Annotated in this window: 10 protein-coding genes; 3 read left to right on the forward strand and 7 right to left on the reverse strand. The window is 69.8% G+C overall.

The window, feature by feature from the left end; all coding sequences use genetic code 11:
- Window positions 1–7: 7 nt before the first annotated feature.
- From KRR26_RS14915 to KRR26_RS14930, 4 genes are all read right to left on the reverse strand, one after another.
- Window positions 8–2440 (reverse strand): serine/threonine-protein kinase, encoded by a 2433-nt coding sequence (locus KRR26_RS14915; RefSeq protein ID WP_217080141.1) that lies wholly within the window; start codon window positions 2438–2440, stop codon window positions 8–10.
- 100 nt (window positions 2441–2540) lie between these two features.
- Window positions 2541–2864 (reverse strand): hypothetical protein, encoded by a 324-nt coding sequence (locus tag KRR26_RS14920; RefSeq protein WP_217080184.1) that lies wholly within the window; start codon window positions 2862–2864, stop codon window positions 2541–2543.
- A gap of 186 nt (window positions 2865–3050) precedes the next feature.
- Window positions 3051–6002, reverse strand: a complete 2952-nt coding sequence (locus KRR26_RS14925) for a choice-of-anchor D domain-containing protein (RefSeq protein ID WP_217080142.1) — start codon at window positions 6000–6002, stop codon at window positions 3051–3053.
- A 142-nt stretch (window positions 6003–6144) separates the two neighbouring features.
- Window positions 6145–6795: a CDP-alcohol phosphatidyltransferase family protein gene (locus tag KRR26_RS14930; protein ID WP_120206955.1), complete on the reverse strand. Its 651-nt coding sequence runs from the start codon at window positions 6793–6795 to the stop codon at window positions 6145–6147.
- 144 nt (window positions 6796–6939) lie between these two features.
- Here KRR26_RS14930 and KRR26_RS14935 point away from each other — a divergent pair, with 144 nt between their 5' ends.
- On the forward strand, window positions 6940–9462 hold the full coding sequence (locus tag KRR26_RS14935; RefSeq protein ID WP_120206957.1) for a penicillin acylase family protein: 2523 nt from the start codon (window positions 6940–6942) through the stop codon (window positions 9460–9462).
- A 440-nt stretch (window positions 9463–9902) separates the two neighbouring features.
- Entirely contained in the window at window positions 9903–10352 is a 450-nt protein-coding gene (locus tag KRR26_RS14940) for a DofA protein (RefSeq protein WP_120206959.1), read from the forward strand.
- A 79-nt stretch (window positions 10353–10431) separates the two neighbouring features.
- Here KRR26_RS14940 and KRR26_RS14945 read toward each other — a convergent pair whose 3' ends face one another.
- Together KRR26_RS14945 and KRR26_RS14950 are read right to left on the reverse strand one after the other, a co-directional pair.
- A complete protein-coding gene (locus KRR26_RS14945; protein WP_217080143.1) occupies window positions 10432–11256 on the reverse strand; it encodes a ThiF family adenylyltransferase in 825 nt (274 codons plus the stop codon).
- 13 nt (window positions 11257–11269) lie between these two features.
- Window positions 11270–11986, reverse strand: coding sequence for a class I SAM-dependent methyltransferase (locus tag KRR26_RS14950; protein ID WP_120206963.1), 717 nt, complete (start codon window positions 11984–11986; stop codon window positions 11270–11272).
- Between the two features lie 493 nt (window positions 11987–12479).
- On the opposite strand from KRR26_RS14950, the gene KRR26_RS14955 reads away from it, so the two are divergent.
- Window positions 12480–13916 carry a lysophospholipase gene (locus KRR26_RS14955; RefSeq protein ID WP_217080144.1) on the forward strand — a complete coding sequence of 479 codons (1437 nt, stop codon included), beginning with the start codon at window positions 12480–12482 and terminating at the stop codon, window positions 13914–13916.
- A gap of 9 nt (window positions 13917–13925) precedes the next feature.
- Here the strand turns inward: KRR26_RS14955 and KRR26_RS14960 are convergent, their stop codons facing one another.
- Window positions 13926–15716 carry a sigma 54-interacting transcriptional regulator gene (locus KRR26_RS14960; RefSeq protein ID WP_120206967.1) on the reverse strand — a complete coding sequence of 597 codons (1791 nt, stop codon included), beginning with the start codon at window positions 15714–15716 and terminating at the stop codon, window positions 13926–13928.
- Window positions 15717–16580: the final 864 nt, after the last annotated feature.

Raw genomic sequence — 16580 nt, forward strand, 5'->3', positions numbered from 1 at the left:
AGGCGGCCTAGTCGAGCTTCACGCTCACCACGTTGAGGTCGATGGGCCGGACCTCGATGCGGCGGCTCACGGTCCGCTTTAGCTCGGGGTTGGAGAACTTGCAGTCATACGTGCCCACCCGCAGCTCGACTTCCTTGAACGGAGTCTCGCCCAGCTTGCGCCCGTTGCAGCTCACCTCCGCCCAGGGCGTGGCCACGAAGCGCACCAACGCCATGCGGTCGGCAACCTTCGGCTCCGCACGCACCACCTCACGCACGGGAGCCGCGCGGGGCTCGGCCGGCTTCGGCTCCGTGCGGGCCGGCGCCACGGGGCGCGGAGGAGTCGCTTCGCGCGGCGCGGCCTGCGGCGCAGCCACGTGGGCCGGAGCGGTCTGGTCGGCCGGGGCAGCCGCCACGGTCGGCGCGGGCGTCGGCTGCGTCGATGGCGTCGTGCCGGGCGCGGTCTCCGCGGGCGCATTCGTCGCGGGTACCACCTGCGTCGCAGCGCCCTGCTCAGGCGGGGGCTGCGTCCTCGCGGGAGGAGGCGGCGGCCTCAGCGCGGGCGGGTTCAGGGGCACGGTGCCCGCGGGCTCCGCATCGGGGCGCAGCAGCAACCACAGCGCGAGCACCGCCAATACCACCGCCGCGCCGATTCCGCCCCACAGACCCACGCGGTTCGAGCGGGCCTCGCCTTCGGTCACCGACAGCGTCGCGTGCTCCGTGAGCGTATCGGTCCGCGGAGGAACCGAACGCATCGCCGGCACGGACATGCGCGACGGACCGCGAACAGCGACCGCGGGCGAAGGCTCCGCCACCGGAACTCCCGCCCGAGACACCCGCGCCTCGGGGCCCGGGGTCGCACGGGCGATGGACACCCCGGAGCGCGACGCCGCGCGGGGCTCCCCCACGGGCCCGACATCCGCCGCGGGCATGCCACGCGTCGCGGTGGGCGACGGCCGGGCCACCGCCCGCGCATCCATCGTGGGCGCGTCCTCCTCCACGGAGCGGATCGGCTGACGCAGCGACACCGTGGCACTGCGAGACGCCGCGCGCTGATCCAACGTGGGCGCGTCCTCGTCCTCCGCGAGGTCCGGCCGCGCCGTCGGCGGGAAGCTCAGGCCGCGCGGCTCCATCATCGCCAGGGTGGGCGCGTCCTCCTCCACCACCGGCGGCATCCCCGAGCGAGACGGGCGCGCCTCCGCGCCGGGCAGCCCCTCGCCCTCCGGACGCTGGGCGGGGACCATCCGCGAGGCCCGAGCCGGGGTGACCGACTCCACCGCGCGTCGAGTCCCCGTGGGCGCGCGGGGCGGCTCGGCCTCGGGCTCGTCGCGGCGCAGCTCCGGGCGGCTGGGACGATTCGCGTGGGCCGTGCGCGGCCTCAACGTGGCGGTGGGCTCGCTCTCCGAGCGCCCCGTGTTCGGCGGCAGCGCGGGCTTCAACCCCGTGCGCCGCGCGGGGCTGGCGGAATCCGCCCGGGCCGAGGACGGCGCCGACTCCGAGTCCTCGACGAGGAACTCCCCCGCGCGCGACTCCTCCGCCAGGCGCTCGGCGAAGGCCTCCTTCATGAACGCGCCCAGGTGCGCGGTGGAGGACGGCAGCCGGTTCTGGCTCAGCCAGTCCTCGAGGGCCAGCTGTAGATGCAGCGCCTCTTGGAAGCGGGCCTCGGGCTCCTTCGCGAGCGCCTTGAGCACGATGGCGTCCAGGCTCTGCGGCACCCGAGGCGCCACCTGCGACGGCACCGCCACCTGGCACTCCGCCACGGCCGCCAGCGTCTGAAGATCCGACGGGCGCTTGAAGAGACGCGCCCCGGTGAGCAGTTCGTACAGCACCACGCCCAGCGCGAACACGTCCGAGCGGCAGTCCACGCGCATCCCCGCGGCCTGCTCCGGGGACATGTACGAGTACTTGCCCTTGAGGACTCCGGAGCGCGTGACGGTGGCCTGATCCGCCGCCTTGGCGATGCCGAAGTCCACCACCTTCACCCCCCCCTCGAACGTCACGAGGATGTTCTGCGGGGACACGTCCCGGTGGACGATGCCCAGGGGCCGCCCCGCCGCGTCCGCCTTCTTGTGCGCGTAGTCCAGGCCCGCGCACGCCTCGATGAGGATGCGGCACGCCAGGGGGACCGGCAGCGGCTGGCCTACCGCCTCGGACTGCTTCCACACGCGCCGCACGTCCGCGCCGTGGATGTACTCCATGGCGATGAAGTACGTGTCCCCTTCCGCCCCCAGGTTGAAGATCTGCACCACGTTGGGGTGGTTGAGCCGAGCGGCGATGCGCGCCTCGTCCAGGAACATCCGGACGAACTCCGCGTTCTCCGTCAGGTGCGGGAGGATCCGCTTGAGGACCAACAGCTTCTCGAAGCCCTCCGGGCCCTGCTGGCGCGCCAGATAGATCTGCGCCATCCCGCCCATGGCGAGCCGCTTGAGGAGTTGGTAGCTGCCGTAGGTTTCGATGGACACGGCCCGGCCGCGCGAGAAAGGCCCCCGAGCGTAGGCGGCCCGGCCAGGGGAATCAAACACCCTGACGCTCCGCGCGGGTGGAATGCGCCCAACCCGCCGCCTAGCGCCGGGCGGCGCGAACCTCGCGGGTCTCCCGCATCAGCGCTTCCAACTCGTCCAGGTGACGCCGCAGCACCGGCATCAGGACGGGCGCGGCGTCCACCCGGTCGAACAAATCCAGGATGCGATCCACCTTGCGCTCGATTTCCCCGGCCCGAGCCGGGGTGATCCGCCGGAGGAGCATGTCCGCGCCGGCCTCCATCAGCACGCGCGCCACGGCGTCTCGGGAGGCGAGCGGCTCCTCCCTGCGCTGACCCTCGCCCCGGATGACGCGAAGCCCGGCCGCGCGGAAGCCCGCTGGGGACGTCGAGTTGCCTTCGGACATCTGGGAGCTCACCGGGTGCCTCCTCGACAGCGGCTACAGGGACGACCTCAGGGTACTCACCGCCGGAGGTCCTCCAATTTTCTGGTCATCCGCACAGATGACTGCAGAGCTGTAGCACCTGGGACTGACATGAACGTCCGAGGCCGGATTCCCGGCCCTTCGCGTGCCTCACACTCACGCCGCGCCTCACCGGGCCGCGCACGAGCGCCGATACGAGATGTCCACCTTCGCGCCGGGCGGGGGCACCTGGGTGAAGATGACGCTGTGGGTTGCCCCGTCGTAGCGCCACCCGTTGAGCACCCGCACCCCGTCCACCGTGACCTTGATGGTGCCCGCATCCGGCAGGTCGCTCAGCGGGAAGCGGTCCTGCGCGCTGAAGGCCTTGTTGGCCACCGTGCGCAACAGCGGCGCGTAGTCCCCCGCGCAGATGTTGAGCGTCTCGCCGCCCGTGCGGGCCGTGGCCTCGGCGTAGCGCGTGCCCGTCCCGCCCGCGGTGGCGCAGGCCTGTGCCGTGGGCGCGATGGCGTAGAACGTCGCGCGCTGCGGCTGGTTGATGCCTTTGCGCTGATGCGCCCACTGCACGTAGGTCTCCACCGCGTCGGGGGAGTGGTCGTCCTCGTCGCCCACGAACACCACCACCAGCGCGGCCTCGTCGCGAAGGAAGCCCGCGTTGCCGTCACCCGGCAGCGGCGTGCGCGGATCATCCGCGTTGTTCACCAGCGGGATGCTCAGCGCGCGCCGCATGGCCTCGAGGCCTTGCTCCACCTGCGCGCACCGCCCCACCTGCACGTTGTTCTGGAGCAGCGTGGCCAGGTCCGGCATCGCGCTCGTGAGGATGCGCGGGGCGCTGTTGTCCACCGGGAAGAAGCGGCCCGCCTCCCCCCCCAGCGCTCCGCCCGGACACGCGCCCGACACCGGCGAGATGCCCGTGGTCGTCACCGCCACGTGCATGTCCACACCCTTGCCCTCGGCCGCGTTCACGAACGCGGGGATGGCGGAGATGAGCCGCGGCTGCTCCTCGACCATGGACGCGGTGTTGTCCACCACGAACAGCACGTCCACCTTGCTCACGTCCTGCTGCACGAAGCTGTCCGTCTTGTCCGTGCGGTTGGACGACTCGCCGATGAGCGGCACCAGCAGTGGCGCGGGCAAGTCGTCCGAGGCCACGAACAGCGGCGACAGGTTCATCCCCTGCACCTGCGCGGCGTAGTCCACCTCGATGGTGAACGAGGCCCCGGGCTGCAGCAGGAACGTCGGCGGCGCGGGATGATCGAGCAGCGTGAACTCCGAGTCCGTCGTCCCCGGGCCAATCCACACATTGCGCACGCCGACAGGGTCCACGCAGGCGTTGAGGTAATTCACCTCGCGCGGCCGGGGCGGACAGTCCTTGCGAGCAATGCCCCAGTCCACGAAGCCCGGCGAGGCCACCAGACACGCCATCTGCGAATGCGCCTTGAGCGGCACATGCAACACCGGCCGCGCCGGCTCCATCTGCTCAATCTGCAGCGAGCCATGGAAGTCCCCGCCCGTCAGCGGCGACAAGAAGGCCACCTCGAAGCTGAACCAGTCCCCCGGATACAGGATGCCGCCATACAGGTCGCCGCCCGGCATGGTGAACACGCCGCCCGCGTTGTCCGTGAGGCGGATGTTCTTCACCGGGCACAGGTCCGTGCCCCGGTTCTCCAGCTTGATGCCCAGCACCGCGCCCTGCCCCGGTGGCACCGTGCCGAAGTCCAGCTCCTGCGGCGTCATCACCAGCACACAGGGCGCATGGGGCTCGGCGGTGCCGCGGAAGTCCATCTGCACCGTGCCCGCGGCGAACGCATCCGTCGTCAACACCAGCGAGCCCGTGGCCGGCCCCTCGCGCAGCGGCTCATAGAAGACGTCGAGGTTGATCTCCGCGCCGGGCGCCAGCGTGTAGGGCAGGTTCACCGGCGTGTGGTTGAACTGCGGGGCGCCCGTGGGGTCCGCCCGCCACTCCAGCCCCTGGAGCGTGAGCATCCCCGCGTTGGACGCGCCGCAGTTCTTCACGTTGACGCGCACCCGCGTCTTCGAGCCGAGCGGCTGCGGTCCAAAGTCATACGCCACGGGTGATACGCACAGCTCGGCCGCGCCGCCGTAACCCTTGAGCTGCACGGGCAGCTCGGGGTGGCGCTTGCTGTCGACGTGATACAGCGCCTCATCCTCCGCGGGCCCCATGTGGCCTGGGCTATAGACAAGCTCGAAGCCCCGGACCTCGCCCGGCTGGAGCACGAGCGGGAAGCCAGGATTGGACTGGCTGAAGGACAGGTCCATCCCCGCCAGCGTCAGCGCGGTGAGCGTCACCGGCTCCGTGCTGATGTTGTGAACCCGAGACTCGCGCTGCGCCTCGCGGTCCACCGGCACCGGGCCAAAGTCCAACACCTCGGGCTCGGCCACCACCGCCCGCTCGAGCGCCTCCGCGGCGATGAGCACCGGGACGTCCGCGCAGCCGTGACACGGGGCCACCACGAGCGCCACCTGCTTGAGCCCCACGCGGACAGGATTGAAGGTGAGGAGCAGCTCCGTCTTCTCGCCAGGGCCCACCGTCACGGGCTCGGCGGTGAACTCATCCTTGTCCGCGCCGAGCATCCGCGGCGTCACCTCCACCGCCAGCTCCGTCGGGTTCTCCAGTTGGAGGCCGAGCGTCTTGGTGGACTCCGCCTCGATGCGTCCGAAGTCCAGCTGGGTGGGCGTCACGCGCGCCCAGGCGTCCACGCCCGCGCCCGACAACGGGATGCGCAGCAGCGGCTCCAGCCGCGTGTCCGAGCGCACCACCAATGTGCCCGCCAGTCCGCCCGCCGCCTGCGGCGCGAAGCGGACCTTCAGCGTGCAATCGCGGCCGGGCGCCAGGCTGTGCGGCCCATCCTCCGTGAAGCCCGCCAGGTAGGAGCCATCCGGCCCCTCCACCCAGGCTTCGTTCACGGTGACGCGCGCGCGCCCCACGTTGCGCAACGTCACGGCCGCTTCGCGCGCATCGAAGATGGCCACCCGTTGGAAGTCCACCCCACCGGGCGTCGCCGTCAGACGCCCATCCGCCAGCGTCGAGCGATCGCGATCCGCGCACCCACACAGCAGCCCCACCATCACGAGGCCCCACCAGCCCCAGCGCCCCTTCATGGCACCCGTCCCTTCCCCGCCGTCCCCACCCTGCCCTCCGACATTCCAATACATGGAGGTCAAGGGGAGCTGGTGGCGAAGCTAGGCACCCAGGGCGGGCCGGGCAACCGCCCACACCTGGGAATTCTCAGGGAGCTGCCGGCTACACCTTGGGAATGCGCAGGGTCTTGCTGATCATCGCGCTTCCACTGGCGACGTAGAGCAGCGCCAGCGGGTGGAGCCCGAAGGGCCCCCACTGCCACAAACCGCCCGCCAGCTGCGCGCCGATGCGGCCCTGCCACGTCAGCACCGCCAACACCATCACCAGCAGCAGACTGGTGGGGATGGGCGTCCCCTCGAAGTACTTCACCTTGCCCGTCTCGTCGGAGAGCGCCGCGGAGGTGACATTGAAGCGCGCCAACCGGCTGATGCCACACGCCACGAAGTACAGCAGGGCCGCCACGTCCCATCCGCCACGCAGGCCCGCCGCGAACCCCAGCGCCGCGGGCGCCATGCCGAACGAGATGACGTCCGCCAGCGAGTCGAGGTCCGCCCCCAGGGGTGACTTCTTGAAGCGCCAGCGGGCAATCCGCCCATCCGCCACGTCCATCACCAGCGCCACGGGCATCAACCCATACGCCAGCCACAGGAAATCCAACGCGCCCGTCGCCAGGTACTGCATGGCGGCCAGGATGCTGCCCGCCCCGGCAAAGCCATTGCCGAGCGTCACGAAGTCAGCCAGCACGAAGGTGCGAATCATCGAGAAGTGACGCCGCGGGCGACGGGCCCGGGGCTGCGGCTGCTCGGTCGTCATGGGACCCTTCTCCTAACACACGCCCTGTTCTCCCTGTCTTCCAGAACTCATGGCGCACCGCGTCTCCCACGTGGAGCGCGTGAAGAGTCAAATCCCAGAAACATTTTGACGGTGGAATCACCGCGTCTCTAGGCTCGGGCCGCCATGCACGACCGCAATTCCCCATCGCTCCCTCGCGGCGCGGCCCGGTTCTTCCGAGCCTCCCGTTGGCAACTTCCTCTCTTCGCATCGCTGGCACTTGTCACCGCCGCGGGCTGTGGTGACGACGACGTCAAGCCGCCCGTCACCCCGCCGCCCTCGCCTCCGAAGTACGAGGCCACCATCCGCCGCACCAGCCACGGCATCCCGCACATCACCGCGAAGGACATGGGCAGCCTGGGCTTTGGTCAGGCCTACGCCTTCGCGCAGGACCACGTCTGTACCCTGGCGGATCAGATCGTGAAGGTGCGCAGCGAGCGCGCGCGCTACAACGGCCCCGGCGCGGGCAACGCCAACGTCGGCTCGGACCTCGCGTACCTGTCGCTGGACATCTACAACAAGGCGCGCACGGCGTTCGAAACGCAGCCGGATGAGATCAAGGAGCTGCTGCGCGGCTACGTGGTCGGCTACAACAAGTACGTCGCGGAGACGCCTCCGGAGAAGCTGCCGGCGCCCTGCACCAAGGCCGCCTGGGTCAAGCCCATCACCGAGGTCGACCTGCTGGCGTACGATCTCAACATCACCCTCACCGGTGGCGTGAACCAGCTGGTGCTGGCCATCGCCGCGGCCACCCCGCCGGCCGCCACGGGCGCCCAGCGCCTGGTGGAGCCGTCCATGGAGCAGCTCAAGGAGCTGCGCAAGGCGGACTTCGGCAGCAACGGTTGGGCCATTGGCGCCGAGCGCTCGTCCACGGGACGCGGCATGGTCATGGCCAACCCGCACTTCCCCTGGGAAGGCGAGCTGAAGCTCTGGGAGAGCCAGCTGACCGTCCCCGGCCAGATGAACATCTACGGCGTGGGCCTGCTGGGCGTGCCCGCCGTGCTCATCGGATTCAACGAGCACATCGGCTGGACGCACACGTTCTCGTCCGGCGCGCGCATGACGGTGTACGGGCTGTCGCTCGTCCCCGGCAAGCCGACCAGCTACTACTACAAGAAGGAAGACGGCACGGTCGAAGAGCGGGCGATGACGGCGCGCACGTTCAGCATCCTGGTGAAGCTGCCCGAGGGCTCGCTCACCACCATCACCCGCACGCTCTACAGCAGCCACTACGGCCCCATCATGGCCATCCCGGGCACGGCCGACTGGACCACCAAGTCGGTGCTCGCCGTGCGTGACGCCAACATCGACAACGCCACGTTCCTCGATCAGTTCCACTCGATGAACAAGGCCAACAGCATGGCGGAGTTCCAGGCGGCCTACGCGAAGGCACAGGGCATCCCCTGGGTGAACACCATGGCGGCGGACAAGGATGGCAACACCTGGTACGCCGATGCCTCCCCCACCCCGAACCTGAAGCCCGAGGCCCAGGCCACGTGGAACTACGCCAAGGGCGTGGATCCGGCCACCAAGACCTTCTGGGATTCGCTGGGCGTGGTGCTCCTGGACGGCAGCACCGCGCTGAACGAGTGGCAGAACGACACGAGCGCGCCCACGCGCAGCCCCGGTCTGGTGCCCTTCAGCAAGATTCCGCAGATCTCCCGCCGCGACTTCGTCTTCAACGCCAATGACAGCTACTGGCTGGCCAACCCCAACCAGCCGCTGACGGGCTTCTCGCCCATGCACGGTCTGGAGAAGGTTCCGCAGACCACGCGTACGCACATGAACCTCATCACCCTCACCGAGACGGGCGTGAACGCGGCCTCCGGCGAGGATGGGAAGTTCACGATGGACGAGCTGAAGACGGCGGTGTTCAGCAACCGCAGCAGCACCGCGGAGGCGCTGCGCGCGTCCGTGGCCGAGCGTTGCGCGGGCAAGACGACCATCCCGTACAACAGCAAGAACGTGGACATCAGCCGCGCGTGCACCATCCTGACCGCGTGGAACGGCCGCTTCGACGCGGACGCCAAGGGCGCCATCATCTGGCGCGAGCTGGGCGGCACGGTCCCCGAGCTGAGCCTCATGAACGCCGGTCCGTTCTTCGCGGTCCCGTTCGATCCGGCCAACCCCATCACCACGCCGAACACGCTGACCCCGGCCCCCGCCACGGGTGACGACCCGGTCCTCGTGAAGCTCGCGCAGGCCGTGGACACGCTGAACACGGCGGGCATCGCGCTGGACTCGACGCTGTCCTCCGTCCAGTTCACCGCGCGCACCGGTACGCGCATCGGCCTGCACGGTGGCATGTCGCGCGACGGCGTCACCAACGTCGTCTCCTACGGCACGCTCAAGTCCACCCTGGACGCGACCGCCGCGCGCGGCCCCGTGCTCAGCACCCGCACGGGCCTGACCAAGGACGGCTACATCATCAACAACGGCAGCAGCTTCGTCATGGCCATGCAGTTCACGGACAGCGGCCCGACCGCGCAGGCCGTGCTGACCTACAGCGAGTCTGACGACGCCACCTCGCCGTTCTTCGCGGACCAGACGCACCTCTTCTCCCAGAAGCAGTGGCGCCCGATCCTGTTCACCGACGCGGACGTCAACGCCAACCTGCTGGCCCCCGCCGCCACCATCACGGGCGGCTAGTCCCCGCATGCAGCCTCCGTCCCAGCTCGGGGCGGAGGCGGTGCCCCACCCCGGGAGCCCTCAAGGCTCCCGGGGTTTTCTTTTTTCTGATTTCTGTCTTGAATTCAGTCTCACGGCGTTTGGCGACTGGGATTGGACTCGCGGGTGCGGACGCGGCGGGGGATGTCGCAGGCGGGCGTGCAAATCCAGACGCCCTCCAGTCCGAGGTCTCCGTCCAATGTCAGACAGTGCAATGGGCCAGACTGCGCCCTGGCAACACTGCAGGCGCTCGAGGGCACATCATGTGTTGTCTGCGCAATGTCAGCCCTTGGGGCTACTTTCGTCGCCCAGGGGCAAGCGCAGGATGCCGCTAGCCCCGCCGAGTCAGCACCGCGGTTGCTCGACGAGACGCAACGGACCGGGACGGGCCCGGCCCATCAACCAAGGAGTCACGGGACGCCATGGCACCTCCGGTTTACAGGACTGACATCATCGACAAGGTCTTCTTCCTCCGGTGGGACTCGCCACCGAACCAGGATGAAGTCCTGTCGGTCTTCACGAAGATGCAGCAGGCATATCAGCAGTTCCAGCAGCCGATGATCCTGGTGTCCAGCACGGGTTCGAAGGCGGCGGTGCCCAACAGCGAGCAGCGCCGGACGCTGTCCAACATGCTGTCGGACGCGCGGCCGTTCTTCTCGGAGATCCACGTCATCATCGAGGGGAGCGAACTGCAGCACAACCTCCAGCGCGTCATCGTGTCCGGGATGCTCATCGTCACGCGCACGTACGATGATCAATTCATCCGGGTGCACAAGAGCGCCGAGGGGGCCGCGCCGTTCATCGCCAAGCGGCTGGGCGTGGACGGCGACCGCATCATCAGCGAGGCGCGCACGCGCGGCGTCGTGGCCTGAGCGAGCCGGGGCCGCGGCCCTCCCAAGCCCCCGCTTCCTCGTGCCATGCGGGGAAGACGGGGGCTTTGTCGTGGGGTGCTCAGCGCCGCGCCGTGCGCGCCTCCGCCCCGGTGCGCGAGGCGGGGATGGACGCACGCACGTAGCGGTGATCGAAGAGGTCCACGTAGAGGTACTCGGGCCAGGACACCATCTGGGAGGGCCCCAGCATCACGCCGCGCATGATTTCACTCACCATCAACCCGGCCGCGGTGGTGGCGCCAATGACACACGTGGGCGCGTGGCCTCGGCCCTGATAGCAGGCGTCCATGTATTCCTGGAGCATGTAGCTGCCCAGGTGGGGGATGATCTTCGGCAGGTCGATGCGGCCGTCCGGCAGGATGTAGAGCTCCTCGTAGAGCGGCGCATCCGGCTGGAAGACATGGAGCGCGGCGCCGAACCCCAGCATGAGGCCCGTCATGATGGGGACCTTGCGGCGGCGGCACGCCTGGTGGAGCGACTCCTTGGCGCGCGCGCCCGCGATGTCGATGACCTCCACCACGTAATCCACGGGAGGCAGGCCCTCCGCGCCGGCGAGCACGTCTTCGATGTTCTCGTCGGTGATGCCCTGGAGCACGCGGCGCAGGCGCAGGTCCGGGCGGATATCCAGACACATGCGGCCCACCACCTCCACCTTGGATTGGTTCAAGGTGCTCTCGAAGCACCCCACCTGGCGGTTCATGTTGTGGCGCTCGTAGACATCGAAGTCCGCCAGGGTGAGGCAGCCGAAGCCCAGGCGCGTGAGGTCCACCGCGCACTGGCCTCCCGCGCCGCCCACGCCCGCCACGAGCACATGGGTCTGCGAGAGTCTGTGAAGCAGCTCCGGGGTCATCACGCCGAGGTTGCGTTGGAATCGCGGGTCGACCATGGGGGTGCCCTCCTCACTTCTCCATGCAGACGTAGAAGTTCTCGCCGTAGTAGTCGTCTCCGTCGACGACGAGCGCGCGGCGGAAGCCCACGCGCTCCAGTTCCGCTACGAGCGCGTCAGGTTCGTAGAACGTCACCATCTCGTTGGGGTCCGTGGTGAGGCGGCGCGCGCACGACTCGTGGTGTGTCACCGCGGCCTGGAGCGCCTCGCCCCAGCGCCCCTCGGCCTTCCACTCCTCGATGGAGTGGCGCAGCACCTTCTGGAGATCCGGCCGCGGGCGCTTGTTGCTCGTGGCCAGCAGGACGCCGCCGGGCTTCAGGTGCGTGAAGGCCTCGCGCAGCGCGCGCACGGGCTCGCGCACATAGAAGAGGACGTTGTTCATCACCACCGCGTCCGCGTCGCCCGCGACGTCGGGCGGGAACTCCGTCACGGTGCCCGGCTGCACCCGCCAGCGCGCGCGCACGCTGTCCGGCTCCGCGGCCTGCTTCAACACCGCGCGCGCCAACATGGCCGGGTTGTTGTCGAAGCCAGACACGGTGTGGCCGCGCCGCGCGAGCCGCTCACTCGCCAGGCCCGTGCCGCAGCCCGCGTCGATGACATACGGGCGATCCAACGTGTCTCGCAGAATCTTGCCGAGCTGACGCTTGTAGCAGGGCAGCTCCGGAATCATCTGATCGTAGCTGTGTGCGAATTCGGTCCAGATGTTGTCCACGAGGACTGGGTTCGACATGGGGCCTCCCGCTGGGGTGGTGGGGCCTTTCTTTGTCGGTCCTTTCCCACCTCTCCCGCGAGGGGTTCCCCCTAGCGTGTGTTGAGCACTCCCCCAGTTCCGCCTCCGCTGTCCGGCGCCCATCACTTCCAGCGTTGAGTTCCTGTCTCAGTATTCATGTCTTGCGTTGTGAGCACGGACATGTTCACTTGCGGACAATTACCGCCCTGATGCATTGCGGCACCGGAGGCGTCCGCGGCTCTGCGGACCCAGTGCGGCACTGGTGAGTCGCATGCATCAGCGGTGAAGGGCCGGAAGACGCCAACAATGGCGAGGGGTTGTGCCGAATCCCGCCCCACTGGACTTCGCGGGTGAAGTCCGACCCTGAAGGGCATTTCCAGTCTTTTCAGGGGGTTAGCTGCTGGCGCGGAATCTGCTCAAGGCGGGACCGCGTCTGGGTCAGGGCCGGAAGGGATGCTTCCCTGTGTCACACACATCTGGATTCGAGGTCGGTATGCGTTCCATGTTGAGCTTTGGCATCGCGTGCGCCCTGCTGGGGCTTGGCTGTGGCGAGGGCGTGGTTCCCGCGGGTGAGGAGGGGGCCTGGCAGGTCCCGGCCGCGGCGGAGGTCCAACAGGCACTGACGGTCCAGGCGGGTGCCCAGGCGCAAGAGGACCTGACGGCGCGCCTGGCCAGTCAGGTCCCCGAGCGGGAGTGGCTGTTCGGTAACGTGGCGCACTACACGTACCGGCTCCAGGTGGGGCCGAGTCCGTATGACGTCCTCGTGGTGCACCGCGTGGTGAAGGAGCTGCTGCCCTGGCACGCGCTGCGCGGGGGCAAGGCCGTCTTCATGATTCACGGAGACCTGTGGGGCTTCACCTCGGCGTTCCTGTCGGGGGCGAGGACGCAGCAGGTGTCCGTCCGGCAGTCCATCGCGGCGTACCTGGCCGACGAGGGCCTGGACGTCTGGGGCATGGACATGCGCTGGGTCAACGTGCCGCTGGGCCTGACCAACTTCGACTTCATGGCGAACTGGTCCATGGAGACCCACGTGCAGGACGTGCGCGTGGCGCTGTCGCTGGCGCGGGCCATGCGTCAGCCGGGCCTGGGCAATCCGGACCGGATGTTCCTGCTCGGCTGGAGCCGGGGCGCCGCGGTGGGCTACGCCTACTTGAATGCCGAGTCCCAGTGGCCGCGCGCGCTGCGGCAGGTGGATGGCTTCATCCCCATGGACATGGCGGTGCGCTTCTCGCCCCAGGATGATCAGCAGCGCCAGTGGGCGTGCGACCGGTATGTGCAGCTCGCGCAGACGCGGAGCCAGAAGGTCTATGAGGGCGGGCTGCTGGGCACCGCGCCCGGGACGACGGTGAAGCTGATTGGCCAGCTCGCGAGCGCCGCGCCGAACGCCCCGTCGCCCATCCCGTTCACGGACGGGTCGGGGATGGCGCCGCCCACCAACCGCCAGTTCGCCATCATCGCCGCGGCGGCCACGGGCTCTCTCTTCGTGCCCCGGCGGCTCAACCCGATGACGCCGGGCTACCACCTCACGGCGGGCATCCCGGACACGTCCACGAACATGCCCGAGGCGCTCACGTTCACGCGCGAGTCGTACCTCTTCGACTACCTCCAGATGAGCGCGCCCTACCAAAGCCTCACCGAGGTGGTGGAGCTGGAGGGCCAGCTGTGCGGCGACTTGGACGTCCCGTATGACGACCACCTCAAGGATGTGCGCGTGCCGGTGCTGTACGTGGGCGCGGCGGGCGGCATCGGACGCTACGGCGAATACTCGCTGAGCCTCCTGGGCAGCACCGACGTGACGGTGCGCATCATCCGCACGCAGTCGTCGGAGAACTCGCGCGCGCTGGACTACGGCCACGCCGACCTGTTCCTCGCGAGCGACGCGAAGGACCGGGTGTGGCAGCCCATCGCCCAGTGGATCCGCTTCCACTGAGCGACGACTTCAGTCCGCCTTCCACAGTCCGTGGCGGCGCGCGCGGCGGCCCAGGGTCACCGGGTCCATGCCCAGCGCGACCGCCGCGCGCCGCAGCACGCCGCCGTGGCGCTCCAGGGCCTCGCGGATGAGCTCACGCTCCACGTGGTGCAGGCGAGCGCGCAGGGAGCCATCGCTGGATTGCTCCCCGCGCGGCGGCACCGCGTTGAGCATCCCCGGGGGCAAGAGGCGCCGCGTCACCACCTCCCCCGGCCGCGAGAGCAGCACCGCGCGCTCCATCACGTTGCGCAGCTCGCGCACGTTGCCCGGCCACGCGTAGCCCCGCAGCACCTCGGCCGCGTCCGGAGCCACCCCCGTGGCGGAGCGCTTCAGCGACAGGTTGAATTGATCGAGGAAGGCGCGCGCCAGCTCGGGGATGTCCTCGGGACGGTCGCGCAGCGGGGGGATGTCCAGGGTGAAGCTGTTGAGGCGGTAGAAGAGATCCGCGCGGAAGCGGCCCGCGCGCACCTCCTCGCCCAGGTCGCGGTTGCTGGCCGCCACCACGCGCACGTCCACGTGCCGCACCTGCGTGCCGCCCACGGGGCGCACGTCGCCCGTCTCCAGCACGCGCAGCAGCTTGGCCTGGAGGTTCGGGGTGGTGTTCTCGATCTCATCCAGGAAGACGGTGCCCCCGTTGGCCAGCACGAAGAGGCCGGGGTGGTCCGCCACCGCGCCCGTGAAGGCCCCCTTCACGTGGCCAAACAGCTCGCTCTCCAGGAGCGTCTCGGTGAGGGCGCCGCAGTCCTGCACCACGAGCGGCACGTCACCGCGCCCGCTGAGCCGATGCAGGATGCGCGCGAGCACCTCCTTGCCCGTGCCCGTCTCGCCTTGCAGCAACACCGCCACGCGGTGCGGAGCGACCAGCCGCACCATCTCCATCACCCGCTGCATGGCGGCGCTGCGAAAGCCCACGTCATCCGAGCCGCGCCCCGGCCCCGCGGGCGCATGGGACAACGCGCGCTCACGCAGGAGGTTGCGCTCCAGCTCCAACGCCATGCGCCACTGCTCGGTGCGCACGCCGTGCTCACGACAGGCCTGGAGCACCGCCTGGCGCACCAGGTCGAGCCGCGGCTCGGGCCCCAGCGCGCGGAAGATGCGTCCGGTATTGAACAGGGCCACCAGCCGCTCCGGCGCGGCGGGGGCGCAGTAGATGATCCGCGAGGCGAGGTCGCTCGGCGGACCCGCGCCGGAGGGGTCCACCTCCGCGCGCAGGACGGCCAGACGCTCCACCAGCTCCAGGGCCTGCTCCTCGACGTTGCCGCACACCAGCAGCGCGGCCATGTCGCCGCGCGCCAGCAGCGCGTGCGCGTCCGGGAGGGTGGAAGCGAAGTGGGGCGTCGCCTGTCCCTCCAGCGCCATGCGCAGGCCCCGCGCCTCCTCGGCGCTGGCGAAGGCCACGGCCACCTGGACGTGCGCGGTGGCCAGATAGCGCGCCAGCTTCAGTCCGTCCGAGCCCTCGAAGGCCCGGAAGCTCACGCCCAGCGCGGCCACCATCCCCGCCGCGCCCGTCATGTCGTGGCGCCAGCGAACATCGCCGCGCACGCGCACGTGCGCGCCCGTGCCCGGCAGCAGGAAGGACATCTCCACGGCCTCGCTCTCGCGCGGCCCCTCGGAGGTGGTGCGCGGCGTGGCGATGAGCCCGATGCCCGTCTCGCTGATGTTCACGGCCCAGCAACCGTGCAGCGACGGCTCGGTGACGACCTTCACGTACAGCGGCTTGCGCTCGCTCCGTGGGACATAGGCTGAAACTGGCCTTGTCATGGCGTGCGGCACTGTACCGGCCTCGTTCGCAGCGACGCGGGTATTTCTGGATGACAGCGGTTGCCCCTTCTCCGCGGAAGTCTCGATCTTGTCCGCGATCAGACCCTTCGGGAAGCCGGGTGGCCACCCACCCGCTCCGAGCGTGCGCGTCATGGGCCCATCGCCCACCACCGCGAGCGCCCCGCAGGACGAACGCCCACGTCGACGCGTCCGGCCTCGACCGCGCGCGCCATTCCAGCCGCGATGCGCCATGCCCACGGCCCTCCCCCCGCGTCCCCGGGCGCTCGATCGCGGACGCGGGCCAATGACTGCCATTTCTCTGCCCGACGCCATATCGCCCCGCAGGGCTGCCCGGGCCACCAGCCCCTGGGTCCGCGCCCCCGGAGGCTTCGCCACGCCCCCGTCACGCCAATGCCTCGCATCCCCCGCGCGCCATGTCTGCCCATGCCGACCGCCGCGCCCCACTCCGGCGCGCGGACATCGCGCCGTCAGGCCCGAATCCGGCCTTCAGCCATGCCTCGCAAAGACAATCATCCCAGACAGCCTGGACAGCCATTCCCAAACAGAGCGGTGCGGCGATCGCCGCGGGCCGGGGCCGGCTCGGGACCGCGCCGGAGCGCATGACACGAACCAGGCGTCACGTGGAGACGGCCTTCGGGCCCGGTCAGCGCCTCTCCGCGCTTCGCGGCGACGATGAGCAACCGAGCGAGCCCCCTCGGGCCCACCCCTCGAAGGGCGAACTCCCGCTCGAAGTCGAGTCCGGCTGGAGCGGAGCGCCGCGGAGGGGCCTCTCGCGGCCGGGATTCTCGCGCGCGACCTCAGGTCATGCCGCGAGACCCGGGGTGGAGTCCCGTGGCTCGCGGA

It is taken from the genome of Citreicoccus inhibens (assembly GCF_019039035.1).
GTDB classification, from domain to species: Bacteria; Myxococcota; Myxococcia; order Myxococcales; family Myxococcaceae; genus Citreicoccus; species Citreicoccus inhibens.

What these genes read in the sequence shown, in the direction of transcription:
- KRR26_RS14945 (WP_217080143.1), bottom strand. Translation starts at nt 11,256, where the DNA reads ATGGTCGACCCGCGATTCCAACGCAACCTCGGCGTGATGACCCCGGAG.
- KRR26_RS14960 (WP_120206967.1), bottom strand. Translation starts at nt 15,716, where the DNA reads ATGACAAGGCCAGTTTCAGCCTATGTCCCACGGAGCGAGCGCAAGCCG.
- KRR26_RS14920 (WP_217080184.1), bottom strand. Translation starts at nt 2,864, where the DNA reads ATGTCCGAAGGCAACTCGACGTCCCCAGCGGGCTTCCGCGCGGCCGGG.
- KRR26_RS14930 (WP_120206955.1), bottom strand. Translation starts at nt 6,795, where the DNA reads ATGACGACCGAGCAGCCGCAGCCCCGGGCCCGTCGCCCGCGGCGTCAC.
- KRR26_RS14935 (WP_120206957.1), top strand. Translation starts at nt 6,940, where the DNA reads ATGCACGACCGCAATTCCCCATCGCTCCCTCGCGGCGCGGCCCGGTTC.
- KRR26_RS14925 (WP_217080142.1), bottom strand. Translation starts at nt 6,002, where the DNA reads ATGAAGGGGCGCTGGGGCTGGTGGGGCCTCGTGATGGTGGGGCTGCTG.
- KRR26_RS14950 (WP_120206963.1), bottom strand. Translation starts at nt 11,986, where the DNA reads ATGTCGAACCCAGTCCTCGTGGACAACATCTGGACCGAATTCGCACAC.
- KRR26_RS14955 (WP_217080144.1), top strand. Translation starts at nt 12,480, where the DNA reads ATGCGTTCCATGTTGAGCTTTGGCATCGCGTGCGCCCTGCTGGGGCTT.
- KRR26_RS14940 (WP_120206959.1), top strand. Translation starts at nt 9,903, where the DNA reads ATGGCACCTCCGGTTTACAGGACTGACATCATCGACAAGGTCTTCTTC.